This is a genomic window from Pseudomonas viridiflava (genome assembly GCF_900602065.1).
GTDB lineage: Bacteria > Pseudomonadota > Gammaproteobacteria > Pseudomonadales > Pseudomonadaceae > Aquipseudomonas.
This window is the reverse complement of record NZ_UWFN01000350.1, coordinates 180,992-205,849: the sequence shown is the minus strand read 5'-3', so window position 1 is coordinate 205,849 and position 24,858 is coordinate 180,992. Positions and strand designations below refer to the sequence as shown.

Sequence of the window (24,858 nt, the reverse complement as noted above, 5' to 3'; positions counted from 1 at the left end):
GAACCCTTTTTTGCGCAGCGGACAGTCAGCCCAGGTCACCCGGCTTTTTCAGCTTCGGATTCGGGAAGAACTGCACCCCCTGCACCTTAGGGTCTATGGCCTTGACCGCGATCTGGTTGACCCGCGTGCCGAGCTCCTTAGGCACCGAGTTGCCTTGCTCATTAAGGGTGTCGCTGTAACCGCAGGCCACGCACTCACGGTGGGGAACGTCGTTTTCGCTCCACATCATGAGTTTGTCGGGCTCGCTGCACGCCGGGCAGACAGCCCCGGCGATGAAGCGCTTCTTGGTAATGATTACCGGTGTTTCGGTCATGCTGCGGCATCCTCACTCAGGCCACTGTGGCGTAAGAGTGCGTCAATCGACGGCTCACGTCCGCGGAAGTCGACGAACAACACCATCGGCGCCTGTGAACCACCGCGAGCCAGAATCGCTTCACGGAAAGCGCGACCGGTGTCGGCATTGAGCACGCCGTCCTCTTCGAATTTGGAGAACGCATCGGCAGACAACACTTCAGCCCACTTATAGCTGTAGTAACCCGCCGCGTAACCGCCGGCGAAGATGTGCGCAAAACTGTTCGGGAAGCGGTTGTAAGCAGGCGGACGCATCACCGACACTTCGTCGCGAATGCCATCCAGGACCTGCGCCACACTGCGGCCATCGCCGTGAGTGGCGTGCAGTTCGAAGTCGAACAGCGAAAATTCCAGCTGACGTACCATCATCAGCCCGGACTGGAAATTCTTCGCCGCGAGCATTTTTTCCAGCAGGTCCTGTGGCAACGCTTCGCCAGTCTGGTAATGACCGGAAATCAGCGCCAGCCCCTCAGGCTCCCAGCACCAGTTCTCCATGAACTGGCTTGGCAATTCCACAGCGTCCCACGCCACGCCGTTGATGCCGGACACACCCGCGTGCTCAACGCGGGTCAGCAGGTGATGCAGACCGTGGCCGAACTCGTGGAACAGAGTGGTGACTTCATCGTGGGTCAGCAATGCAGGCTGACCCGGCGAGGCCGGGGTGAAGTTGCAGACCAGATTCGCCACCGGGCTCTGCAGTTGGCCTTCAGCCGTACGGCGACGGTCGCGAGCGCCGTCCATCCACGCACCGCCACGCTTGTTGGCGCGGGCATACAGGTCGAAGAAGAAACGCCCGACGTGCTGGCCGTTCTCCTTGATTTCAAACAGACGCACATCCGGATGCCAGGTATCGAAACCTTTCTGCTCGGCGATTTCGATGCCGTACAGACGCTGAACGATGGCAAACAGGCCGCCGAGCACTTTGTCGATGGGGAAATAAGCGCGCAACGCTTCCTGAGAAACGCTGTAGCGCTGCTCACGAAGTTTCTCGCCATAAAAGCCGCTGTCCCAGCTTTGCAGGTCCGGGCAGCCTTGTTCGGCGGCGTAGGCCTTGAGCTGTTGCAGATCCTGCGCGGCAAACGGCTTGCTGCGCTTGGCCAGATCACGCAGGAACGTCAGCACCTGATCGCTGGACTCAGCCATCTTGGTCGCCAGGCTCAGCTCGGAGAAGCTCGCAAAACCAAGCAGTTTGGCCAGTTCCTGACGCAAATCGAGGATCTGCTCCATCACCGGGCCATTGTCGTTCTTGCCTGCATTCGGGCCTTGATCAGACGCTCGGGTGCAGTACGCCGCGTAGACTTCTTCGCGCAGTGCGCGGTCTTCGGCGTAAGTCATTACCGCGTAGTAGCTCGGGAATTCCAGGGTGATCAGGAAACCTTCCAGATCCTTGGCCTTGGCGGCAGCGGCCATTTGCTGCTTGGCGGATTCGGTCAATCCTTTCAGCGCTGCTTCGTCAGTCACCAGCTTGGTCCATGCCTGAGTGGCGTCGAGCAACTGGTTGGAAAACTGGCTGCCCAGTTCCGACAGCTTGCTCTGCACTTCGGCATAGCGTTTTTGCTGCTCGGGCGGCAGGTCGATACCCGACAGACGGAAGTCACGCAGCGATTGTTCAAGAATGGTTTTCTGCGCCACATCAAAACCAGCCGCTTCAGGGCTGTTAGCCAGGGCTTCAAACGCCTGAAAAAGCTCGCGGTTCTGACCCATTTCAGTGGAATAGGCACTCAACGCCGGCAGGCACGACTCGTACGCTTCGCGCAGTTCGGCGCTGTTGCACACGGCGTTCAGGTGGCTGACCGGACTCCAGGCAGCGCCCAGGCGGTCATTGAGTTCGTCCATGGCCAATACAAGCCCGGCCCATGTAGGCTGCGAGCCTTGCTTGGCGAGGATCTCGGCAATCGCTGCGCGGTTGTCGGCGAGAATCTGTTCAATGGCAGGTTTGACATGCTCGGCACGAATCGCCGAAAAAGGTGGCAGGTCGTAGGATTGCAGAAGCGGGTTGTTCGCGCTCACGGTTTTGCACCTTGGCTGGAAGAAACACCCAAGCATCTTAATTACAATCGGCGCGGTCCGCAGCTATCGACGCCAAAGAAGGAGCCTATCGTGGCCATCCGTACGTTTCAGAACCACACTCCAGCGCTTGGCGAGCGGGCTTTTGTTGATCATTCAGCCGTTGTGCTCGGCGATGTCGAAATCGGTGCTGACAGCTCGGTCTGGCCGCTGACCGTGATTCGCGGTGACATGCACCGCATCCGCATTGGCGCGCGCACCAGCGTGCAGGACGGCAGCGTGCTGCACATTACCCACGCCGGGCCGTTCAACCCTGATGGCTTCCCTTTGCTGATCGGTGATGAAGTGACCATAGGCCACAAAGTCATGCTGCACGGCTGCGTCATCGGCAATCGCATCTTGATCGGCATGGGCAGCACCATCATGGACGGCGCGGTGGTTGAAGACGAAGTGATCATTGGCGCAGGCAGCCTGGTACCGCCGGGCAAAGTACTGGAAAGTGGTTTTCTTTACGTCGGCCGCCCGGTGAAACAGGTTCGTGCATTGACCGAGAAAGAGATCGCCTTCTTTCCGTACAGCGCCGCAAATTATGTGAAGCTCAAGGACCTGCACCTGGCGGAAGGTTTCGATAAGCCCTGCTGAATCCTGTAAATACGTCCCTGTAGGAGCTGCCGCAGGCTGCGAATAGCGGTGTATGAGATGTATCGATTTCGCAGCCTTCGGCAGCTCCTACAGAAAACGGATTGCGTTTTTTACCCAAGGCGATCCCGAAAACCCATGGGAGTTTGCATGCATTACCAAAACATCCTGTTCGATCTGGATGGCACCCTGACCGATCCGCGCCAGGGGATAACCAAGTCAATCCAGTTCGCCCTGAAGCAACTGGGGATTGATGAGCCGGACCTGGCCCAACTGGAACACTTCATCGGCCCGCCGCTGTTGCAGCAATTCATGCACCAGTACGGTTTCGACGAAGCCAAAGCCTGGGAAGCCGTAGGCTTCTATCGCCAGCGCTTCAAGGTCACCGGGCTCTACGAGAACCTGGTGTTCGATGGTGTATTCGAACTGCTCGACGACTTAGTCGATCAGGGACGTAACCTGTACATCGCGACCTCCAAGCCGTGGGTATTCGCCCATGAGATCGCTCGCCACTTCGACTTCGCCCGACATTTCAAAGTGATGTACGGCAGCGAACTGGACGGCACCCGTACCGACAAGGTCGAGCTGATCGCCCACCTGCTCGCAGAAGAAAAACTCGATCCCAAACAGACCCTGATGATCGGCGACCGTAAACACGACCTGATCGGCGGCCTGCGCAACGGGTTGGATGTGGCGGCGGTGGGCTATGGTTTTGGTAGTCATGAGGAATTGCAGGCTGAGTCGCCGACCTACCATTTCGCAACACTGGCGGAGTTGCATAAGGCATTCTTGAAGAAATGAATACCTTGTAGGAGCTGCCGAAGGCTGCGAAGGCGGTGTGTCAGAGTTATTGCTTCGCAGCCTTCGGCAGCTCCTACAGGAAGTGCGCAAGCCGTTGCAGCAAACTTGCATTCGCCCCGGTCCAACCTCCATCAATAACGGCTCAATCCAATAAAAAGTCCCGGAGGACCCGATGCCGCAGTCCAGCTCCATTGATCAAGCGGTCGCTCATGTCATCGCCCGGCTACCGACACATATCCACATGGGCATCCCGCTGGGTCTGGGCAAGCCAAACCGGTTCGTCAACGCGCTGTATGAGCGAATCAAGCAGATGCCCGAGCGGCAGCTGACGATCTATACGGCGCTGAGTCTGGGCCGGCCGCCCACTGGCGATGGTCTTCAGGGGCGCTTTCTGCAGCCGTTTCTGGAGCGGGTGTTTGACGATTATCCTGAGCTGGAATTCCTGACCGACCTGCACCGTGACAGCCTGCCGAGCAATATTCGGGTTCAGCAGTTTTTCATGCAGCCAGGCAGTTTGCTCAACAGCGCACCCGCTCAGCACGATTACATCAGCAGTAATTACAGCCATGCGGCCCGGGACATCAACGCCAGCGGCTTGAATCTGGTCGCGCAACTGGTTGCCCGGGATGAACGGCGCCCCGGCAAGCTGAGCCTGAGCTGTAATCCCGATGTCACCCTCGACTTGTTACCCATGATCGCCAAGCGGCGGGCGGCCGGGGAAACCATTTTGATGCTGGGCCAAGTCCACGCTGATTTGCCCTACATGCCCGGCGACTCTGAACTCAATGCCGAGGATTTCGATTTCCTCCTTGATGAGGAAGAGCGCAGCACGCTGTTTTCCACGCCGAACATGCCGGTGGGTTTTCAGGACCATTTTATTGGCCTGCACGCCAGCACACTGGTGCGCGATGGCGGCACCTTGCAGATCGGCATCGGCTCTATGGGGGATGCTTTAACCGCAGCGCTGCTGGCCCGGCAGGCCGACAACGATACTTATCGTGCACTGCTCGCCGAGTTGAACCTCAGCGACTGGCAAACCCTGATTGACCGCGAAGGCGGTGTGCAGCCCTTCGTCTCCGGGCTTTACGGGTGCAGCGAGATGTTCGTCAACGGTTTGCTGGTGCTGGTCGATGCAGGGATCATTCGGCGCAAGGTCTACCCCGATGCAATACGCCAGCGTGAGGCAAACGACGGCAGCCTCGATGAATCGGCCTACACAGACGGCATTATGGTCCATGGCGGGTTCTTCCTCGGTCCGCAGAGCTTTTATCAGCGCTTGCGAGAGTTTTCCCTGGAGCGTCTCGGCGACTTCAACATGACCGCCATCAGCTACATCAACGAGCTGTACGGCGATGAAGCACTCAAACGCCTGCAACGCCGCGATGCACGGTTCATCAACAGCGCGTTCACCGTCACACTGATGGGCGCTGCGGTGGCCGACCAACTGGAAGACGGCCGGGTGGTGAGCGGCGTCGGCGGTCAATACAACTTCGTGGCCCAGGCGCACGCTCTGGAAGACGCACGCTCGATCATGATACTGCGCAGTTGGCGCGAGTCGGGCGGCGAGACCAGCTCCAATATCGTCTGGGAATACGGTCACACCACGATTCCGCGTCATCTGCGAGACATCGTAGTCACCGAATACGGCATCGCCGACCTGCGCGGTAAAACCGACTCGGCCGTCATCGAAGCCATGCTCAACATCAGCGACTCGCGTTTTCAGCCTGGCTTGATCGAACAGGCGCAAAGAGCGGGCAAGCTGCCCAAGGACTTTAAGCTAGACCCACGCTTCGCTCACAACACCGCTGAGCGCTTGCAGGTCGTCGCTGAGCAGTATTCGCAGCTGTTTCCCGAATACCCCTTGGGTTGCGACTTCAACAGCGAGGAGCGCGATCTGCTGCGGGCGCTGCATTGGCTGGAAAGCAAGTTCAAGCTCACCGAAATCATCGAGCTGGGCAAGGCGACACTGGATGCACCCGACCCGTCAGCTTTTCCGGTGCACCTGGAACGCATGCAACTGGACCAGCCACAGGGGTTGAAAGAGGAGCTGTATCAGCGGCTGCTGTTGGCGGGGTTGCAGAATACGGCGCGAGTTGATGCAGCCCCGAGCGTCTGACACAGCGCCGTCCCTGTCGGAGACTCAATGTTCGCCAGCAAGCGCTGATCCCGCCTTGTAGGACAGGCTTTAGCCGGGAGAGCGGTGTTTCTGCCGAAGAAAATTTAGCGAACGTACCGACGGCCTCCCGGCTAAAGCCGGTCCTACGGATCGCATAGATCCTGTGGGAGCGAGGCTTGCCCGCGATAAGAGCAACTCGGTTCATCTGTCAAATCGCGGTGCCTGCATCGCGGGCAAGCCCGGCTCCCACATGAGATTGCGCTCTTCCGTAGGAGCAGGGCTTGGTCTGGGCGGCATTCTGACGAGTCAGTCGCTGCGGTGCATCAGGCTTACCGGGCAATCGTTCTTCGCGGGCAAGCCTCGCTCCAACAGGTTTCTACAAAGGTCGGGCTCACAGCGTATTCAGCGGAATCTTCAGATAGCGCACGCCATTATCTTCCGGCTCCGGCAGATGACCCGCGCGCATGTTGATCTGCACTGATGGCAGGATCAGCACGGGCATTTCCAGCGTGGCATCCCGGGCTTCGCGCATCAGTACAAATTCGCTTTCATCAATCCCCTGACGGATGTGGATGTTGCTGGCGCGCTGTTCGGCGACGGTGGTCATGTACTGCAACTCGCGACCATCCGGCTGGTAGTCGTGACACATGAACAGGCGCGTGGAGTCGGGCAGGGCGAGAATCTTCTGGATCGATTGATACAGCGTGCGCGCATCCGCACCGGGGAAGTCGCAGCGCGCGGTGCCGTAATCGGGCATGAACAGCGTATCGCCGACAAACGCCACACTTTCACCGCCCACCTCGAACACGTAGGTCATGCAAGCCGGCGTGTGCCCCGGCGTATGCATGGCCCGAACCTCAAGCGACCCTACGGCGAAGCTTGCACCGTCATCCAGCAGCACGTCGAACTGGCTGCCGTCCCGGGCAAAGCCATCCGGTGCATTGAACAGCTCACCGAACACGTTTTGCACCGCTGTGATGCGGCTGCCAATAGCGATTTTCGCGTGGAGTTTGTCTTTGAGATAAGCCGCTGCGGACACATGATCGGCGTGCACATGGGTTTCGAGAATCCACTGCACCGAAGCACCCAGCTCACGAACCCGGGCAATCAACTGATCCGCAGACTGAGTACTGGTCCGTCCCGATTTGGGATCGAAATCGAGCACGCTGTCGATCAACGCGCACTGCCTGCTCTGAACATCCATCACCAGATAACTGAGCGTCGATGTGTGGGTATCGAACAAGCCTTCGATGTGAAGACGGTCGGCGATGATCATGGGTTCTCCGACAGTATGTGGGTTTGCTGTAGGAGCGCGCTTGCCCGCGATAAGGGCCGAAGGACCTTCAAAGCCAATCGACAAATATCTGCGACAGCCGAATCGCCATCGCGGGCAAGCGCGCTCCTACGTTAAGTATCAATTTACTTCACCTGCACCTTGAAGAAGTCCTGACGACCAAACGGGCTGACCTGATAACCGCTGACATCTTTGCGGGTGAGGGCGGCGGCGGTCGGGTGCGCCAGTGGCAGCCAGAGTGCCTGCTGTTGAATCTGTTGTTGAGCCTGGTGATACAGCTTGCTACGGGCAGCCTGATCACTGGTGGCTTTGCCTTCACTGATCAGTTTGTCCAGCGTCGCATCGCAGTAACGGGCGAAATTGGTACCGGACTTCACGGCTGCGCAAGAGAACTGCGGAGTCAGGAAGTTATCCGGGTCACCGTTATCACCCGCCCAGCCCATGAACAACAGATCATGCTCGCCAGCCTTGGCTCGGCGGATAAGCTCCCCCCACTCGATAACCTTGATTTCAGCAGTGATGCCGACTTTTGCCAGGTCGGCCTGAAGCAGCTGCGCCCCCAGGTTCGGATTGGGATTTAGCAGGCTGCCCGTTGGGCGAGTCCAGATAGTGGTTTTAAAGCCGTCCTTCACGCCCGCCTTTGCCAGCAGCGCTTTGGCCTTGGTCACATCCTGCTTATACCCGGGCAAATCTTTCGCATAGCTCCAGGTATTCGGCGGATAAGGGCCATTGGCCGCTTCCGCGGTGCCTTCAAACACTGCCTTGAGGTAGCTGTCCTTGTCGAACGCCAGATTGACCGCTTGCCGCACTTCAGCCTTGTCGAATGGCGGGTGCTGACTGTTGATCGCCAAAAACGCCGTCATGAAGGCTTCAGTTTTCTCCACCTTCAGGTTCGGATCCTTGGCCGCTTCCTGAATGTCCAGCGGCTTCGGTGACAGGGTAATCTGGCATTCGTTGCGGCGAATTCGCTGCAAACGCACGTTGGCGTCCGGGGTGATGGCGTAGATCAGTTTGTCGACGCCAGGTTTGCCCGCAAAGTAGTCGGCGTTGGCTTCGTAGCGCACCACGGCATCTTTCTGGAAACGTTCAAACACGAACGGCCCGGTGCCGATCGGCTGGCTGTTGAGCTTTTCCGGCGTGCCTGCTTTGAGCAGTTGCGCGGTGTACTCGGCCGAGTAGATCGAAGCAAAGCCCATGCTCAGCGTCGCGAGGAACGTGGAATCCGGGTGATCCAGGGTGAAGCGCACGGTAAGCGGATCTGGCGCTTCGATCTTCTTGATCAGTGCAGGCAACTGCATCGATTGCGCATGAGGAAAACCACTCTGAGCGACTTTGTGCCACGGGCTCTGCGGGTCAAGCATGCGCTGGAAGCTGAACACCACATCATCAGCGTTCAGCTCGCGGCTCGGCGTGAAATAGTCGGTGTGATGAAACTTCACGCCCGGGCGCAGTTTGAAGTCATAGGTCAGGCCGTCAGCCGAGACCGTCCAGCTTTGCGCCAGGCTGGGCACCAGCTTGCCGCTCTGGGCGTCGAAATCCACCAGCCGGTTCATCAGCACATCGGCGGAGGCATTGGTGGTGGTCAGCGAGTTGTACTGCACCACGTCGAAGCCTTCCGGGCTGGCTTCAGTGCAGACGCTCAAGGCCGTCGCGGCGCTGGCCATTACCGGGAACAAAAGAGGAGCTAACAAAAACGGTATCGCAGCAAGACGCATGGCTATATTCCTGTCAGAAAGGGCCCCATCTGCTGGCGCAGTCTGGTAAGGGAGTTACCCTAGACCATGCTTGGACACAGAACAATGGTTACAACCCGACCGGCGGTACATTTGCCAGCACCCCCGCAAGGACCTGACCATTGGGCTGAATACGTTGCCTGATGTTGGGGTAAAGTGCTTTGCCTGTTGTGACACCAAACCCTTTCTGGTATAAAGCAGCGCTCTTTTCTAGGGGCCCGGTTCCTTCACTGTAGGTGTAGCCGGTAAGACCCTTAAAGAAACGCGGCGCCTGGCGCCAAATGACTGAGAGATTAAGCGGCCAACCCATGCCGGGTTGGGCATGAGGTTTTAGAGGGCTGAGGCATGTCGAGAGTCTGTCAAGTTACCGGTAAGGGTCCGGTGACTGGGAATAACATTTCCCACGCAAACAACAAAACCCGTCGTCGTTTCCTGCCAAACCTGCAGCATCACCGCTTTTGGGTTGAAGAAGAGAAACGTTTTGTTCGTCTGCGCGTATCTGCTAAAGGCATGCGTATCATCGACAAGCGTGGCATCACTGTTGTGCTCGCTGAACTCCGTCGCGACGGCAAAATTTAAGGGAGAAGATCATGCGTGAATTGATCCGATTGATTTCTAGTGCTGGTACCGGTCACTTCTACACGACCGACAAGAACAAGCGCACCACTCCGGACAAAATCGAAATCAAAAAATTCGATCCGGTTGTTCGCAAGCACGTGATCTACAAAGAAGGCAAAATCAAGTAATTGATTTTTCTTCTTTACGAAAAAGCCCGCAGCGATGCGGGCTTTTTTGTGCCTGATCGAATGCCAGGGTCAGGCTTTTGCCTCGAATACCACGTAAATTTTGCGGCAGTGCTCCAACACCTCCCACGTGCCTTTGAAGCCTGCCGGGATCACAAAGCGATCTCCCGCACGCAGGGTTTTCGACCCGCCCGCGTCATCACGCAAGACCGAAACGCCCTGCACGATTTCACAGTACTCATGCTCGGTGTAATTGACTGACCACTGACCGACCTCGCCCTCCCAGACGCCCGCGTTCATCTGTCCGCAAGGGCTGTTGTAGTGGTTATAAATTGTCTGCTCCGGGTCGCCCTTGAAGATTTTTTCAGGTGCCGGGCGATAGCGTTCGGCCTCAGTACCGGCTTCGCTGAAGTCCACGATGCTGTCGATAGTCATTTCTTACCCTCGCGGTAGATGCGTTGCTGGTTTGACGAAGTCCTTGCTCAATAGTGCCAAAGGCCCACGTCACCATGTTGCATAAATCGAACAGGACGGCTCCATTCGAGCCCTTATGTCAAAGATATTGGAAATCGCCAGATCACTGGTTTAGGGTGGTGAGTGCCGTTGCCTGGTGGCAGTGGACTGCAGATTGGCTATTTTTTGCACAAGTCCACCCACCACGCACACCCTAATCGATAAAAGCGGAGGACATACGCATGACCACCCTGACCCATGCTGACTGGGAGAAACGCGCCAAGGACCTGAAGATCGAAGGCCGCGCGTTCATCAATGGCGAATACTCCGACGCCGCTTCCGGTGAGACATTCGAATGCGTCAGCCCGGTCGATGGCCGCCTGCTGGCCAAAGTTGCCAGCTGTGACGCCGCCGACGCCCAGCGCGCCGTTGAAAGCGCCCGCAAGACATTCAATTCCGGCGTCTGGTCGCGACTGGCGCCAGTCAAACGCAAAGCCGCCATGCTGCGCTTTGCCGCGCTGATCAACAAAAACGTGGAAGAACTCGCGCTGCTGGAAACCCTGGACATGGGCAAGCCCATCAGCGATTCGTACAGCATCGACATTCCCGGCGCAGCCCAAGCGTTGAGCTGGAGCGGCGAAGCTATCGACAAGCTGTATGACGAGGTGGCCGCAACGCCCCATGACCAACTGGGCCTTGTCACTCGCGAACCGGTTGGCGTTGTCGCCGCCATTGTGCCGTGGAACTTCCCGCTGCTGATGGCAAGCTGGAAACTCGGCCCGGCGCTGTCTAGCGGTAACTCCGTCATTCTCAAGCCTTCGGAAAAGTCCCCGCTGACTGCCATTCGTATTGCACAGCTGGCGATTGAGGCAGGCATTCCGGCTGGCGTGCTCAACGTACTGCCGGGTTACGGCCACACCGTGGGCAAGGCGCTGGCTCTGCACATGGATGTCGACACGGCGGTGTTCACCGGCTCGACGAAAATTGCCAAGCAATTGCTGGTGTACTCCGGCGAATCGAACATGAAGCGCATCTGGCTGGAGGCGGGCGGCAAAAGCCCGAACATTGTCTTTGCCGACGCGCCAGACTTGCAGGCCGCCGCTGAGTCCGCAGCCAGCGCTATCGCGTTCAACCAGGGCGAAGTCTGCACCGCAGGTTCGCGCCTGTTGGTGGAGCGTTCGATCAAGGACAAATTCCTGCCCATGGTCATTGAAGCGCTGAAGAGCTGGAAGCCAGGCAACCCGCTGGACCCGGCCACTACCGTGGGTGCGCTGGTGGATACCCAACAGATGAACACCGTGCTGTCTTACATCGAAGCAGGCCACACCGATGGTGCCAAACTGGTGGTGGGTGGCAAGCGCATCCTGCAGGAAACCGGTGGCACCTATGTCGAGCCAACGATTTTCGACGGCGTGACCAATGCCATGAAGATCGCTCAGGAAGAGATCTTCGGCCCGGTTCTGTCGGTACTGACGTTTGATACAGCCGAGGAGGCGATTCAGATCGCCAACGACACGCCTTATGGCCTCGCTGCTGCCGTCTGGACTGCAAATCTGTCCAAGGCTCACCTGACTGCCAAAGCGTTGCGTGCGGGTAGCGTATGGGTCAATCAGTACGATGGCGGTGATATGACTGCGCCGTTCGGTGGCTTCAAACAATCGGGCAATGGCCGCGACAAGTCGCTGCATGCGTTCGACAAATACACCGAACTGAAATCGACGTGGATTAAGTTGTAACCGCTACACGCGCCGCCCTGTAGGAGCTGCCGAAGGCTGCGAAGCGGTTAGCCTGGGACACCGCTGTTCGCAGCCTTCGGCAGCTCCTACAGGGAGTGGTGATTTGCTTCAAGACAGCCGGGCTTCCCTTGGGACAGCCCGGCTGTTTCGTCTTGGCCTTTTGATCCACGGGAGTGTGGGAATGCGTTGGGGTACTTATTTCGCGGTTCTGGCGTCGGTGCTTTCCGTCGGACTGGCATTGGGCGTCAGCATGCCGCTGGTGTCCTTGCGACTGGAAAGCTGGGGCTACGGCTCGTTCGCCATTGGCGTAATGGCGGCGATGCCCGCGATCGGCGTGCTGCTCGGCGCCAGCCTGGCCAGCGGCCTCGCTGCACGTTTCGGCACAGCCGCACTGATGCGCCGCTGCCTGTGGGCCGGCGCGCTATCTGTAGGTCTGCTCGCGCTACTCCCGTATTACCCGGTTTGGCTGGTCTTGCGGCTGATGCTCGGCGTGATCCTGACCATCGTCTTTATCCTCGGTGAAAGCTGGATCAACCAACTGGTCGTCGAAAAATGGCGTGGCCGTCTCGTCGCACTGTATGGCAGCACTTATGCGCTGTGCCAACTGGCCGGGCCGCTGCTGCTTGGGGCACTGGGCACCGAGCACGACACTGGCTTCTGGGTCGGTGTCGCATTGCTGATCATTTCGCCGTTTTTGCTGCTGGGCAGAAGCGGGGCGCCTAGCGCCGATGCATGCCGCGTCACTTTCATCGACCTGTTCGCTTTTTGTCGCTCCATGCCCGCAATCGCCTGGGCGGTAGCGCTGTTCGCTGCATTTGAGGCTCTGATTCTGACCTTGCTGCCGATCTATTGCCTGCGTCAGGGCTTCACTCCGGAAATCGCCCTGGCGATGATCAGCACCGTGGTGGTGGGCGACGCGCTTCTGCAATTGCCGATTGGCGCACTGGCCGACAAGGTTTCGCGGCGCACGCTGTTTTCGAGCTGTGCAGTGGCGTTGATGATTTCAAGCCTGCTGGTGCCGCTGCTGGTGAATACCGTGCTGATCTGGCCGCTGTGGGTGCTATTCGGGGCCAGCGCAGGCGGCTTGTTCACTCTGTCGCTGATTCTGATTGGTGAACGCTTCCGCGATGACGCACTGGTTCGCGCCAATGCGCATGTGGCGCAGTTATGGGGCATCGGTTGTTTGCTGGGGCCACTGGCGGCCGGAGCGGGCAGCCAGTGGGTCAGCGGTCAGGCACTGCCGCTGCTGATGGCGGCAGGTGCGTTTGGCCTGGTGATCCTGTCATTGCGACGCGGAGCGTTCGGGGTTCAACCGCTGGCGACCTAGAGCATTTTCTCCAGGCCCACGACCCGGCTGAACCACGCGTTCAAGCGCCGCCAGGTATCGCCGGGCTCTTTGTACAAGGTGTGGATTTTGCCGTTGTCTTCGGTGACCCACACCACTTTGCCGTCTTCCAGCTTCGCCTCATAACTCAGGGTCGGCTGCATGCCTTGCAAGGCCAGTTCGCGCAGTGCTTCGGTCAGTTCAGGGCTGTCTACCAACACGCCGACTTCGGTGTTCCACAGCACCGAGCGCGGGTCGAAGTTGAAGGAGCCGACGAACACTTTGCGGCGGTCAAACGTCATCGCCTTGCTGTGCAGACTGGAATCCGAACCACCACCAAACGTACCGCCTTTGCTGAACAGATGCGGCCCGCTGCCGCCACTTGCACTGCCGGGATCACCCGGCTGGCGGCGCATTTCGAACAGCTTCACGCCATGCTCCAGCAACGCCTTGCGATAAGGCGCATAACCGCCATGTACCGCAGGCACGTCAGTCGCCTCAAGGGAGTTGGTCAGCAAACTGACCGAAACCCCGGCATCGGCACGCCCGGTCAGGTAAAGCAAACCTTCTTCACCCGGCACGAAGTAGGCGGAAACCAGTATCAGTTCCTTGTTTGCGTTGAGCAGCTCAGGCGCCAGTTGCGTGGTGAGCAGTAGATGCGGGTCAGGTTCGCCACGGGCCAGCACTTTGGTCGGCGCATCCCACAGTGCCTGGTTGTGCGCCCAGATCAATTCGTTGAACCAGATTTTGAGACGTGGGTTTTTCTGATAGGCCATCAGGCGGTCGTACAGCGCCTTGTGTTTATGCTGCGACTCTACGAGCGATGCCTCCAGACGTTTGCGCGCCTTGGCCAGATCGCGAGTCGTCGGCAGGAAATACATGAACTCGGCAATCGGCTTGCTCAGCGTGCTGTTCCAGTACTGATCAAAACTGTGCCCGAGCTGCTCGGCTACCGGACCAACACTGAGCATGTCGATGTCGGTGAAATTCAGGTTTTCTTCGGCATCGAAGTATTCATCACCCAGATTGCGCCCACCCACGATGGCCACGCTGCTGTCGGCCAGCCACAACTTGTTGTGCATGCGCCGGTGCTGGCGCGACAGGTTCAACAGCCGCCCCACACTGCGGGTCACGCCGGTCTCGCGGCCGAGGCTTTGCGGATTGAACAATCGAATCTGAATGTTGGGATGCGCCGCCAGGGTAGCGATAGAGTGATCAAGCCCGTCGCTGGTGGTGTCATCGAGCAGGATGCGCACGCGAACACCGCGATCAGCCGCCTTGAGCAACTCATCAATCAAGGCGCGGGTGCTCAAACCGTCATGGACGATGTAGTACTGCAAATCCAGGCTGGTGCGGGCATTGCGGATCAGCTCGGCACGCGCCATGAAGGCTTCGGTGCTGTTGGACAGCAGGCGAAAACCCGAACGACCCTCGTGAGGCTGAGCCATCGCCTGCACAGAACGGCCAAACGCCGAATCCGTCGGCGGCAACGCCTGACTGGGCTCGTTGGGTATGTGAACGTGCGAACAGCCGCTGACCCACGACGCGACGAACAGAAAAAAGGGCAGGGCCCATGTCTTTTTCAAAATGATCATCCGGAAATTACAGCTCGGCGATATGACCGCAAAAACCCCGGAAAAGTTACGCAACAGGCGTCGATTGCTCGGCAATCAGCTGTGAAATGGTTTCGCCGACCGTACGCACCGCGTTCTCGACCTCAGCGGTTGGCTTGGCGGCAAAGTTCATTCGCAGGCAATTACGGTATTTGCCGGAGGCAGAAAAAATGCTGCCGACAGCTATCTGTACGCCTTTGGTTAACAGCGCACGATTCAGACGCAACGTATCGAAATCTTCGGCAAGTTCGACCCACAGCATGAAACCACCTTGTGGTCGACTCACTCTGGTGCCCGTCGGAAAATAACGCATGACCCAGTCGATCATTTGCTCGCGACTGCGCTGGTACTGACTGCGCATGCGCCTCAAGTGAGGCTCGTAATGTCCGCCCTCAAGAAACTCGGCAATCGCCAGTTGCGGCTGGGGCGCTGTTGAACCGGTGCCGATGTACTTCATGTGCAGCACGCGCTCCAGATAGCGGCCCGGCGCAACCCAACCAATGCGCAGGCCTGGCGCAAGGGTTTTGGAAAATGAACTGCACAGCAGCACCCGACCGTCTTCGTCGAAGGATTTGATCGTCCGCGGTCGCGGATAACTGAACGCCAGATCGCCATACACATCGTCTTCGATGATCGCCACATCAAAGCGCTGAGCCAGCGTCAGCAAGGCGCGCTTGCGGTTTTCCGGCATGACGTAGCCCAGCGGGTTGTTGCAGTTGGGCGTCAGCTGTATGACTTTGATCGGCCATTGCTCCAGCGCCAGTTCAAGCGCTTCAAGGCTGATGCCGGTCACGGGATCGGTAGGGATTTCCAGGGCTTTCATGCCCAGGCCTTTCAGCGTCTGCATGGCGCCGAAAAAGCTTGGCGAGTCCACGGCGACGATATCCCCCGGATCACAGATGGCCCTGACGCTGGCCGAAAGCGCTTCGTGGCAACCGGTGGTGATCAACAAATCGTTGGCGGTCAGGTTACAGCCCGAATCCAGCAACAGGCGGGCAACTTGTTCACGAAGTGTCTGGTTACCCTGAATGCTGTCGTAATACAGACCCGGCATCTGCTCATCGCGACTGATACGGCCAAGGGCACGCATCAGCGGGCGCAACGTCGGGCTGCTGACGTCAGGCATGCCACGCCCCAGTTGCACAAGATTCGGCAGCGCCTTGACCCGCATCAGGTCCAGTACCTGATCCCACTGGGAGATATCCACTGGACGCTGGGCAGGACGACCGACTACCGGAAGTGCCGGAACAGAGCGGCTGACCGGCACGAAATACCCGGACTTGGGTTTGGGCAGGGCAAGGCCGCTGTCTTCCAGCACGCGATACGCTTGTTGCACCGTACTCAGGCTCACGCCATGTTCAACACTCAGTGCCCGAACCGAAGGCAATCTGTCACCCGGCCGGTAAAAGCCGTTTTCGATACGCGTGCCCAGTAACTCGGCGAGGTTCACGTAGAGCGTCATGAGCATACTCTCGAAATATTTGAGGGGATTACCGTACAGATAGGCAAAAAATACAGCATTCAGCGCCGTAATGAAAACATCTGTATGCCGATAAATAGATTTGTTTGAATCTGTAATGGTTTGTCGCGCCGATTCATCATGTACCCACACCACAACGTAATGAGGGTTGGGAACATGAACGGGTTGAGTGATGTGCGGTTGGCGCTTTACAGCCAGGAACTGAGTAGCGGAAAAGCAGTTGTCGCCAAGACAGCAAGCGGACCGAAGCTAAGCCGCTGGGCGCTGTATCGCCATCGCTGGACATCACGCAGGGGGCTGCTGAATCTGACTGAAGAGCAACTGAGTGATATCGGCCTTAGCTCCGCTCAGGCGATGCGCGAAGGGTTGAAGCCGTTTTGGCGGGAGTAGGGACCGCCGCAAGCACAACGGTCGATCGCGGTCCTGTGGGAGCGGTGCTTGGTCTGGGCGGCATTCCGACGATAAGGCCGGACGCGGTTCACTTTAGAATTGCGGTGTCCTTATCGTCGGAATGCCGCCCAGACCAAGCACCGCTCCCACAAGGACCGCGTTTGGTGCTGACCACAGTAGCTTCAGCCTCAACGCAATTCCTTCAACCGATGCCAAAGCATCCCCAGCGCCAGCAATGGCGAGCGCAGATGCTTGCCGCCGGGGAAGGTGATATGCGGCACTTTGGCGAACAGCTCGAAACCGTCGCTGTGTTGCCCGGCAATGGCTTCACCGAGCAGCTTGCCAGCCAGATGGGTCGCGTTCAGACCGTGCCCGGAATACGCCTGGGCGTAGAACACGTTAGGCTGGTCCTTCAAACGGCCGATCTGCGGCAAGCGGTTGGCCCCGATGCCGATCATGCCGCCCCACTGATAATCGATCTTCACCGCCGCCAACTGCGGGAAAACCTTGAGCATCTTGGGCTGCATATACGCCGCGATGTCTTGCGGGTCACGACCCGAGTAGTGACAAGCCCCACCAAACAACAGACGCCGATCCGCTGAAAGCCGGAAGTAGTCGACCGTCACACGCTGATCACACACGGCCATATTCTGAGGCAGCAACTGCTTGGCCAGTTCTTCACTCAACGGCTCGGTGGCGATGATGTAGCTACCGGCGGGTAAGACCTTGCCGCTGAGTTGCGGGTTGAGATCATTCAGGTAAGCGTTGCAGCCCAGCACCAATGTCTTGGCCTGAACCAGGCCCTCAGCAGTATGCACTTTGACCTGCGGGCCATATTCGATACGGCTCACCGCCGAATGCTCGAACACTTGCACACACAGCGACTGCGCAACAGCGGCTTCGCCCAAGGCAAGGTTCAGCGGGTGCAAATGCCCCGACCCCGTGTCGATAAGGCCGCCCACATAACGGTCCGAACCTACTACGCTATGCATCTCACTGGCCTGCAGCAGTTTTAACGAATGGCGATAACCTAAATCGCGCAGCTCATCAGCATCCTCGGCCAGCCCGGCGAGATCCCGAGGCTTGTTGGCCAGGTCGCAATAACCCCAGGTCAGATCGCAATCGATGCCATAGCGCTCGACTCGCTGACGAACGATCTCTACGGCTTCGATCCCCATCAGCTTCAACTGACGAACTCCGTCAGCGCCGACCACATTCGTGAATTGTTCCAGCCCGTGACCTACGCCTCGAATCAATTGCCCGCCATTACGCCCGCTGGCGCCCCAGCCGATCTTGTGCGCCTCAAGCAGCACGACACTCAGCCCCCTTTCCGCCAGCTCAATCGCCGTGTTAAGGCCTGAAAAGCCGCCGCCCACCACGCAAACGTCAGCCCGAATCTGGCTTTGCAGTGGCGGATAGTCCGGTTGTGGGTGGCTGCTGGCGGCGTAATAAGAAGCGGCGTGCTGGTCGTTGGCGGTCGATGGTTGAACGCGGGCGTTCATGGCGGGATCCCGTTGCTGGCGTCTGAAAAACATTCCCGAGGATAAGCCGCAGGTTCGGCCGCGAGCAAGGCGCGGGCGGACAGTGCTGTCTTGAGTGGCGTGACTCAGGCAAAATCGCGCCCATTCACAGTGGGTAAGATAAATGAGCTGCAACAGTCAGAAAATTCGTTCGCTGCGCCAACAGATACCCTCTTTCGAGTGCGTCCCTGGCTGCCACGACTGCTGTGGCCCGGTGACCACCTCGCCCGAAGAAATGTCCCGCCTGCCGCGCAAGACCTCAGCCGAGCAGGATGCGGCCATGGACGAACTGAATTGCGTGCACCTAGGGCCCAATGGTTGCACGGTCTACGACGAACGCCCACTGATCTGCCGGCTGTTCGGCACCACGCCGACCCTGCCATGCCCCAATGGCCGTCGGCCGGTGGAGATGATTCATCCACGGGTCGAAAAGCAGATTCATGAGTACATGGCATCGACGCGGCAGGTGTTGGTTTAGCGGCCGAACGCATTTCAAAACTGTAGGAGCGAATTTATTCGCGAAAGGGCCAGTACATTCGCCATCTTTGTATCGCCTGAAATATCGCCTTCCCGAATGAATTCGGTCCCACAAGTCCGTCATGAGCTTGAGATCGGTGCCAATCCTATTCAATCCGCAATCGGCAGATTCAAACTCTCTTTCACCTCTTCCATCACGATGTAACTCTTGGATTCCCGCACATGGGGCAGCTTGAGCAGAATGTCGCCCAGCAGCTTGCGGTACGAAGCCATCTCCGAAATGCGTGCCTTGACCAGGTAATCAAAATCGCCCGACACCAGATGACACTCCAGCACATGGGGTAACTTCAGCACGGCGCGACGGAATTCTTCAAAGGTGTCGCCAGATTTGTAGTCGAGACTGATCTCGACGAACACCAATAGGCTAGCCTTGAGACTTTGCGGATTGAGGCGGGCGTTGTAGCCCATGATGATGCCTTCGCGTTCCAGTCGGCGGACCCGCTCTGTGCAAGGCGTTGTGGATAAACCGACGCGCTCCCCCAGTTCGGTGAAGGAGATTCGGCCATCGGCCTGGAGGATGCGCAAGATGCTGCGGTCGATCTTGTCCAGTTCACGTTTGGACTGGGTTTGGGTACGCATGGGTAAACCCCCTCTACCAAAGGCTTCTTTGCCGGGAAATCCCGCCAAATATAGGCGCTTATACAGTGAAAAGCACTGCCCTGAGCTGCATATACTGCACACATCCTTGCTTAAAACTTCAAAACGTCAGCGGATATCCGCGATGAGGTAAATCGACATGCGCGTTCTGGTCCTTGGTAGTGGTGTGATCGGCACGACCAGTGCTTATTATCTGGCACGGGCTGGCATGGAGGTGACTGTTGTGGACCGTCAGCCTGCAGTAGCCATGGAAACCAGCTTTGCCAACGCAGGCCAGGTTTCACCGGGGTACGCATCGCCGTGGGCAGCGCCCGGCGTACCGCTCAAGGCCATTAAGTGGCTGCTCCAACGCCATGCCCCGTTGGCGATCAAAGCCACAGCCGATATCGACCAGTACCTGTGGATGGCGCAAATGCTGCGCAACTGCACGGCCAGCCGTTATGCCGTGAACAAAGAACGCATGGTTCGCCTGTCCGAATACAGCCGCGACTGCCTTGACGAATTACGTGCCGAAACCGGCATTGCCTATGAAGGCCGTACGCTGGGCACCACTCAGCTGTTCCGCACTCAGGAACAGGTAGATAACGCCGCCAAAGACATCGCAGTCCTTGAGCAATCCGGCGTGCCATTCGAGCTGCTGAGCCGCGACGACATTGCCCGGGTTGAGCCAGCACTGGCGGGCGTGACCAATATCCTTGCGGGCGCACTGCGGCTGCCCAACGACCAGACTGGCGACTGCCAGATGTTCACCACGCGTCTCGCCGAAATGGCTGTACAGTTGGGCGTTGAGTTTCGCTACAACCAATCCATCGAGCGCATTGATTTCGCGGGCGACCGCATCAATGGCGTGTGGATCGACGGCAAGCTGGAAACCGCTGACCGCTATGTCCTGGCACTCGGCAGCTACTCGCCGCAATTGCTCAAGCCGCTGGGCATCAAGGCTCCGGTGTATCCGCTCAAGGGCTACTCGCTGACAGTGCCAATCACCGATCCGGCGATGGCCCCTACGTCGACCATTCTCGACGAAACCTACAAGGTCGCGATTACTCGCTTCGATAACCGTATCCGGGTCGGTGGCATGGCCGAGATTGCCGGTTTTGACCTGTCGCTGAACCCGCGTCGACGGGAAACGCTGGAGATGATCGTCAACGATCTTTATCCTCGCGGCGGTGACTTGAGCCAGGCCAGTTTCTGGACCGGCCTGCGCCCGACCACACCCGATGGCACGCCGATTGTCGGCGCCACTCCGTTTCGTAACCTGTTCCTGAATACCGGTCACGGTACGCTGGGCTGGACCATGGCCTGCGGTTCGGGTCGTTTGCTGGCAGACCTGATTGCTCGCCAGAAACCCCAGATCAGCGCCGAAGGCCTCGATATTTCTCGCTACGGCAGTTCCAAGGAGATCGCAAAAAATGTCCATCCAGCGCCAGCTCACCAATGAGCGCATGAGCCAGGTCGTCGTCCACAACGGCACTGTGTATCTTGCAGGCCAGGTCGGCGACGACATGGCTGCCGGGATCGAGCAGCAGACCCGCGAGACCCTTCACAGCGTCGAGCGCTTGCTGGAGTTGGCCGGTACTGACAAAAGCCGCATCCTTTCGGTGACGATTTACCTGAAAGATATCGACGCCCACTTTGCCGGGATGAACAGCGTCTGGGACAAATGGCTGCCAAAAGGCGTAGCGCCTGCGCGCGCCACCGTTGAAGCCAAGCTGTGCGAACCGGAAATACTGGTTGAGCTGTCGGTTGTGGCAGCGCTTCCTTAGCAACATATTTCCCCTGTAGGAGCTGCCGAAGGCTGCGAGCACTCTTGAAGTCACCTCAGCGACCAAGACCATTCGCAGCCTTCGGCAGCTCCTACAGTTCCATTCCTTTGCCGTCAGAATCCCACCATGCGTCCAGCTCGCGCTCTTATCGATCTTCAAGCCCTGCGTCATAACTACCGCCTTGCCCGTGAGACCACGGGTGCGAAAGCGCTGGCGGTGATCAAAGCCGACGCTTACGGCCATGGTGCTGTGCAGGTTGCCCAAGCACTTGAGGCCGAGGCCAATGGTTTCGCCGTGGCCTGCATTGAAGAAGCACTGGAGTTACGCGCAGCGGGCATCCGCGCGCCGGTTCTGCTGCTTGAAGGTTTCTTTGAGGCCGATGAGCTGGACCTGATCGTCGAGCATGACTTCTGGTGCGTGGTCCATTCGCTGTGGCAACTGGACGCCATCGAGCAGGCCCGCTTATACAAACCGCTGACTGTCTGGCTCAAGATGGACTCGGGCATGCACCGCGTCGGGCTCCACCCGCAGGAGTTTCAGGCGGCCTATCAACGTCTTCAAGCCAGCGGCAAAGTGACGAAGATCGTGCTCATGAGCCACTTCGCACGTGCCGATGAACTAGACAGTTCAAGCTGCGCAGAACAGGTTCGCGTATTCGAAGCTGCCCGTCAGGGCATGACCGCCGAAGTCAGCCTGCGCAATTCCCCGGCAGTCATGGGCTGGTCAGATGTACCCAGCGATTGGGTACGCCCCGGCATCATGCTCTACGGCGCGACACCGTTTGATCGACCACAAGCCATTGCCGATCAGTTGCAACCGGTCATGACGCTTGAATCAAAAATCATCTGTGTCCGCGATTTGCCAGCAGGAGAACCGGTCGGCTACGGCGCCACGTTTATCACCGAGCGCGCCAGCCGCGTTGGGGTGGTCGCCATGGGCTACGCCGACGGCTATCCACGCGAAGCGCCGACGGGCACACCGGTATTGATCGACGGTCAGCCAAGTCAGCTGCTGGGACGCGTGTCGATGGATATGCTGTGCGTCGACCTGAGCCATTTGCCACAGGCAGGTCTGGGCAGCCGGGTCGAGCTGTGGGGCAAGAATGTCCTGGCCAGCGATGTAGCAACCCGCGCCGGGACTATTCCGTACCGGATTTTTTGTAACCTGCGCCGGGTGCCCAAGGTTTATCAGGGCGCTTGATAACGATGTGGGACCGGCTTCAGCCGGGAAGGCAGCCTGTCAGACGACATTGATGTAACGGCTGTTCCGGTCTCTTCCCGGCTGAAGCCGGTCCCACACCTCAATTAACTGTGTCTCCCCAAGGCAATTCCATTGCCGGTCCAAGTGTTGTAAATACTGAACGCTATTGCCATGATGGCGCTCAACTCGACCTTGCCTGACCATCTAGGAGGACTGCCGCATTGGACGTCGGTGAACGACTGCAATCCATTCGTAAACTCAAGGGCCTGTCCCAGCGCGAGCTTGCCAAACGAGCAGGCGTGACCAACAGCACCATCTCCATGATCGAAAAAAACAGCGTCAGCCCTTCGATCAGCTCACTGCGCAAAGTGCTCGGCGGGATTCCCATGTCCATGGTGGAGTTCTTCTCCGAAGAGCTCGAACAGCAGAACCCAACTCAAGTGGTCTACAAAGCCAGCGAGCTGATCGATATCTCGGACGGCGCAGTGACCATGAAACTGGTAGGCAAAGCTCATCCGAGCCGCGCGATCGCTTTCCTTAACGAGATCTACCCGCCCGGTGCCGATACCGGCGAGGAGATGCTGGTTCATGAGGGAGAAGAGACCGGCATTCTGGTGGAAGGCCGTCTGGAGCTGGTAGTCGGGCTGGACACTTACGTTCTTGAAGCCGGTGACAGCTACTACTTCGAAAGCACCAAACCTCATCGCTTTCGTAACCCGTTCGACGTGCCGGCGCGACTAATCAGCGCAGCCACACCGGCCAACTTCTAAGCCACAGGCCCGGGAAATACGGGCCTGCGCGAATTCTGCTCTCAATGCCGAGCCGTCGGATAATAACCTTTCTGATTGAAGGGTTGTTTCGGTACATCAGGCGAGGGGCTATACTTTCGCAGCCTGCTAAACCGTGGCAGGCGAGCGTGAATAGTCACCATGAGGGGGTAAGCGTGAACCTGACTAATAAGATTCTGGCCGTTGCCGCCGCATTCACTTTTTGCGCGTTCAACGCTCAGGCAGCGACCCATGAAGAGATCGCCAAGCGGCTGGAGCCGGTCGGCCAGGTCTGCGTCCAGGGCAAGGAATGCGCGGGTATGGAAGTCGTCGCATCCACGGGCGGCGGAGCGGCCAAAAGCCCCGACGACATTATTGCCAAACACTGCAATGCCTGCCACGGCACTGGCCTGTTGAACGCGCCGAAAATTGGTGACGCAGCCGCCTGGAAAGAGCGTGCCGATCATCAGGGCGGCCTCGATGGCCTGCTGGCCAAGGCAATCACAGGCCTTAATGCCATGCCTCCCAAAGGTACTTGCGGCGACTGCTCGGACGACGAGCTCAAGGGCGCCATCCAGAAGATGTCGGGGTTGAAGTAACAACCTGCATCATCCCCTGTAGGAGCTGCCGAAGGCTGCGAATAGCGGTGTTTCAGGACTAATCTTTCGCAGCCTTCGGCAGCTCCTACAGAGAATTATGTTTACTCAGATCTACCCGCCAACCTCTGCAGTTCAGCCCTGCGCTTCGCGATTGGCAATGCGCCCAAGCGTTCCACCTGGGCATAAAATGCCTGCCAGTCCCCGTTCACGTTTTTGAACAGCTTTTCAAAAGCTGGCACCCATTGATCGTAAAGGCCGAAGGGCAGCAATCTGGCGTTGTTCATGGGCGCGTTGATCCAGGCGTCATAACGCTTGTCGCCCGACCATTGCTGGTCACGCAGCACACGGTAGTCATTGCGCAGTCTTTCGAATTCCGCAGCCTTTCGCTGGCGCATCAGCTCAACACTCAGCGGTTGTCGATAAAGCTCTTTCAAGCGCTCCCGGGTAGCCAACACCAACCGGGTAAGCTCGTCCCGCTGCTTTGACTGCGTTAGCCGCTGCGGATCAAGACCACGCGCAACGCGCCATTGGCGGGTGCCTTCCTGCTCGACGAAGCTGGCGTAAGACTCGTTGAACTCAGTGTCGTCCTTCACATAAAAACGCTGATGGGCCAACTCGTGGAAGATCAAGGTCGCCAGACGCTCATCGTCCCAACCCAGCATCGAACTCAGAATCGGGTCGTTGAACCAGCCAAGGGTGGAATAAGCTTCAACTCCGCTGACGTATACGTCTTTACCTTCCTGGCGCTGTAATGCCGCCGCACCCCTGGCCCCGCCAACGCTGTAGTAGCCGCGATAGGCAACACAGCCCGCGATAGGGAAGCAATGCGTAACAGGCTCCAGTGAGAACTCGTCCGTGGCGAACACATTCCAGACCACATAGGGACGATCAAGGTCGGCATAAAGCCGGTAGCTTTTATTGTCTGGAAGATGCAGCTGGCGACTGGCAAAAGTCCGCGCCTCCTGGGACTGGGCCAGTCGCTGGCGGAGTTTCGGATCGCGGGTTTGATCTGCAATCACATCCTCGACCGGTTCACGGGCTCGCAACAACTGAAACTGGCCGCTCACTAACTGGTCGTAGTAGTTGAGGCTAGAACAGCCACCCAGCAGCAAGATCGCCAAAAAAGGCCAACTGCGCCACAGGCATAAAACGTTGAGACTCCGCATGGACAGCCTTTAAAGTTGCACACATG

General features: G+C 58.3%; 24 protein-coding genes. 14 read left to right on the top strand and 10 right to left on the bottom strand.

Features of this window, described 5'->3' with window-relative positions:
• Positions 1-25: 25 nt before the first annotated feature.
• Both EE949_RS27960 and prlC read right to left on the bottom strand, forming a co-directional pair.
• Positions 26-313 (bottom strand): YheV family putative zinc ribbon protein, encoded by a 288-nt coding sequence (locus tag EE949_RS27960; RefSeq protein WP_122667242.1) that lies wholly within the window; start codon positions 311-313, stop codon positions 26-28.
• Positions 310-2,397, bottom strand: a complete 2,088-nt coding sequence (prlC, locus tag EE949_RS27955) for an oligopeptidase A (RefSeq protein ID WP_162873967.1) — start codon at positions 2,395-2,397, stop codon at positions 310-312. Before prlC ends, EE949_RS27960 begins: the two co-directional genes overlap by 4 nt.
• Before the next feature lie 54 nt (positions 2,398-2,451).
• Here prlC and EE949_RS27950 point away from each other — a divergent pair, with 54 nt between their 5' ends.
• The 3 genes from EE949_RS27950 (at position 2,452) to EE949_RS27940 (ending at position 5,914) form a co-directional block, all read left to right on the top strand.
• Positions 2,452-3,000 carry a gamma carbonic anhydrase family protein gene (locus tag EE949_RS27950; RefSeq protein ID WP_122667240.1) on the top strand — a complete coding sequence of 183 codons (549 nt, stop codon included), beginning with the start codon at positions 2,452-2,454 and terminating at the stop codon, positions 2,998-3,000.
• A 147-nt stretch (positions 3,001-3,147) separates the two neighbouring features.
• A complete protein-coding gene (locus EE949_RS27945; RefSeq protein WP_122667239.1) occupies positions 3,148-3,798 on the top strand; it encodes an HAD family hydrolase in 651 nt (216 codons plus the stop codon).
• Between the two features lie 172 nt (positions 3,799-3,970).
• A complete protein-coding gene (locus EE949_RS27940) occupies positions 3,971-5,914 on the top strand; it encodes an acetyl-CoA hydrolase/transferase C-terminal domain-containing protein (protein WP_122667238.1) in 1,944 nt (647 codons plus the stop codon).
• A 391-nt stretch (positions 5,915-6,305) separates the two neighbouring features.
• Here the strand turns inward: EE949_RS27940 and EE949_RS27935 are convergent, their stop codons facing one another.
• Entirely contained in the window at positions 6,306-7,190 is an 885-nt protein-coding gene (locus EE949_RS27935; RefSeq protein WP_122667237.1) for an MBL fold metallo-hydrolase, read from the bottom strand.
• A 143-nt stretch (positions 7,191-7,333) separates the two neighbouring features.
• The gene (locus EE949_RS27930; RefSeq protein WP_122667236.1) at positions 7,334-8,923 is read right to left on the bottom strand and encodes an ABC transporter substrate-binding protein; all 1,590 of its coding nucleotides are present in this window, start codon (positions 8,921-8,923) and stop codon (positions 7,334-7,336) included.
• A gap of 363 nt (positions 8,924-9,286) precedes the next feature.
• Here EE949_RS27930 and rpmB point away from each other — a divergent pair, with 363 nt between their 5' ends.
• Complete coding sequence (rpmB, locus tag EE949_RS27925; RefSeq protein ID WP_007920377.1) at positions 9,287-9,520, top strand: 50S ribosomal protein L28; 234 nt, start codon at positions 9,287-9,289, stop codon at positions 9,518-9,520.
• Positions 9,521-9,531: 11 nt separating this feature from the next.
• Positions 9,532-9,687: a 50S ribosomal protein L33 gene (rpmG, locus tag EE949_RS27920; RefSeq protein WP_007894709.1), complete on the top strand. Its 156-nt coding sequence runs from the start codon at positions 9,532-9,534 to the stop codon at positions 9,685-9,687.
• 69 nt (positions 9,688-9,756) lie between these two features.
• Here the strand turns inward: rpmG and EE949_RS27915 are convergent, their stop codons facing one another.
• Positions 9,757-10,119 (bottom strand): cupin domain-containing protein, encoded by a 363-nt coding sequence (locus tag EE949_RS27915; RefSeq protein WP_087269588.1) that lies wholly within the window; start codon positions 10,117-10,119, stop codon positions 9,757-9,759.
• Positions 10,120-10,379: 260 nt separating this feature from the next.
• Here EE949_RS27915 and EE949_RS27910 point away from each other — a divergent pair, with 260 nt between their 5' ends.
• Together EE949_RS27910 and EE949_RS27905 are read left to right on the top strand one after the other, a co-directional pair.
• Positions 10,380-11,873 carry an aldehyde dehydrogenase gene (locus EE949_RS27910; protein ID WP_122667235.1) on the top strand — a complete coding sequence of 498 codons (1,494 nt, stop codon included), beginning with the start codon at positions 10,380-10,382 and terminating at the stop codon, positions 11,871-11,873.
• 181 nt (positions 11,874-12,054) lie between these two features.
• The gene (locus EE949_RS27905) at positions 12,055-13,200 is read left to right on the top strand and encodes an MFS transporter (RefSeq protein WP_122667234.1); all 1,146 of its coding nucleotides are present in this window, start codon (positions 12,055-12,057) and stop codon (positions 13,198-13,200) included.
• Here EE949_RS27905 and EE949_RS27900 read toward each other — a convergent pair.
• Both EE949_RS27900 and EE949_RS27895 read right to left on the bottom strand, forming a co-directional pair.
• Positions 13,197-14,783 (bottom strand): phospholipase D family protein, encoded by a 1,587-nt coding sequence (locus EE949_RS27900; RefSeq protein WP_122667413.1) that lies wholly within the window; start codon positions 14,781-14,783, stop codon positions 13,197-13,199. The two genes, EE949_RS27905 and EE949_RS27900, sit on opposite strands and share 4 nt — an antisense overlap.
• 55 nt (positions 14,784-14,838) lie before the next feature.
• The gene (locus EE949_RS27895) at positions 14,839-16,272 is read right to left on the bottom strand and encodes a PLP-dependent aminotransferase family protein (RefSeq protein ID WP_122667233.1); all 1,434 of its coding nucleotides are present in this window, start codon (positions 16,270-16,272) and stop codon (positions 14,839-14,841) included.
• A 174-nt stretch (positions 16,273-16,446) separates the two neighbouring features.
• Between EE949_RS27895 and EE949_RS27890 the strand changes: the two genes are divergently transcribed.
• The gene (locus EE949_RS27890) at positions 16,447-16,680 is read left to right on the top strand and encodes a DUF1127 domain-containing protein (RefSeq protein ID WP_122667232.1); all 234 of its coding nucleotides are present in this window, start codon (positions 16,447-16,449) and stop codon (positions 16,678-16,680) included.
• A gap of 188 nt (positions 16,681-16,868) precedes the next feature.
• On the opposite strand, the gene EE949_RS27885 is transcribed toward EE949_RS27890, so the two are convergent.
• On the bottom strand, positions 16,869-18,182 hold the full coding sequence (locus EE949_RS27885; protein ID WP_122667231.1) for an NAD(P)/FAD-dependent oxidoreductase: 1,314 nt from the start codon (positions 18,180-18,182) through the stop codon (positions 16,869-16,871).
• Between the two features lie 142 nt (positions 18,183-18,324).
• On the opposite strand from EE949_RS27885, the gene EE949_RS27880 reads away from it, so the two are divergent.
• Positions 18,325-18,678 carry a YkgJ family cysteine cluster protein gene (locus EE949_RS27880; RefSeq protein ID WP_122667230.1) on the top strand — a complete coding sequence of 118 codons (354 nt, stop codon included), beginning with the start codon at positions 18,325-18,327 and terminating at the stop codon, positions 18,676-18,678.
• Positions 18,679-18,827: 149 nt separating this feature from the next.
• Here EE949_RS27880 and EE949_RS27875 read toward each other — a convergent pair whose 3' ends face one another.
• A complete protein-coding gene (locus tag EE949_RS27875) occupies positions 18,828-19,316 on the bottom strand; it encodes an Lrp/AsnC ligand binding domain-containing protein (protein ID WP_122667229.1) in 489 nt (162 codons plus the stop codon).
• 157 nt (positions 19,317-19,473) lie between these two features.
• On the opposite strand from EE949_RS27875, the gene dadA reads away from it, so the two are divergent.
• The 5 genes from dadA (at position 19,474) to EE949_RS27850 (ending at position 23,666) form a co-directional block, all read left to right on the top strand.
• Entirely contained in the window at positions 19,474-20,775 is a 1,302-nt protein-coding gene (gene dadA, locus EE949_RS27870; protein WP_122667228.1) for a D-amino acid dehydrogenase, read from the top strand.
• Complete coding sequence (locus tag EE949_RS27865) at positions 20,747-21,100, top strand: RidA family protein (protein WP_122667227.1); 354 nt, start codon at positions 20,747-20,749, stop codon at positions 21,098-21,100. Before dadA ends, EE949_RS27865 begins: the two co-directional genes overlap by 29 nt.
• Positions 21,101-21,226: 126 nt before the next feature.
• Positions 21,227-22,300, top strand: coding sequence for an alanine racemase (gene alr / locus EE949_RS27860; RefSeq protein WP_122667226.1), 1,074 nt, complete (start codon positions 21,227-21,229; stop codon positions 22,298-22,300).
• A 221-nt stretch (positions 22,301-22,521) separates the two neighbouring features.
• Positions 22,522-23,070, top strand: a complete 549-nt coding sequence (locus EE949_RS27855) for a cupin domain-containing protein (RefSeq protein ID WP_122667225.1) — start codon at positions 22,522-22,524, stop codon at positions 23,068-23,070.
• Between the two features lie 173 nt (positions 23,071-23,243).
• Complete coding sequence (locus EE949_RS27850; protein ID WP_122667224.1) at positions 23,244-23,666, top strand: c-type cytochrome; 423 nt, start codon at positions 23,244-23,246, stop codon at positions 23,664-23,666.
• Positions 23,667-23,767: 101 nt separating this feature from the next.
• On the opposite strand, the gene EE949_RS27845 is transcribed toward EE949_RS27850, so the two are convergent.
• A complete protein-coding gene (locus tag EE949_RS27845; protein WP_122667223.1) occupies positions 23,768-24,832 on the bottom strand; it encodes an aminopeptidase in 1,065 nt (354 codons plus the stop codon).
• Positions 24,833-24,858: the final 26 nt, after the last annotated feature.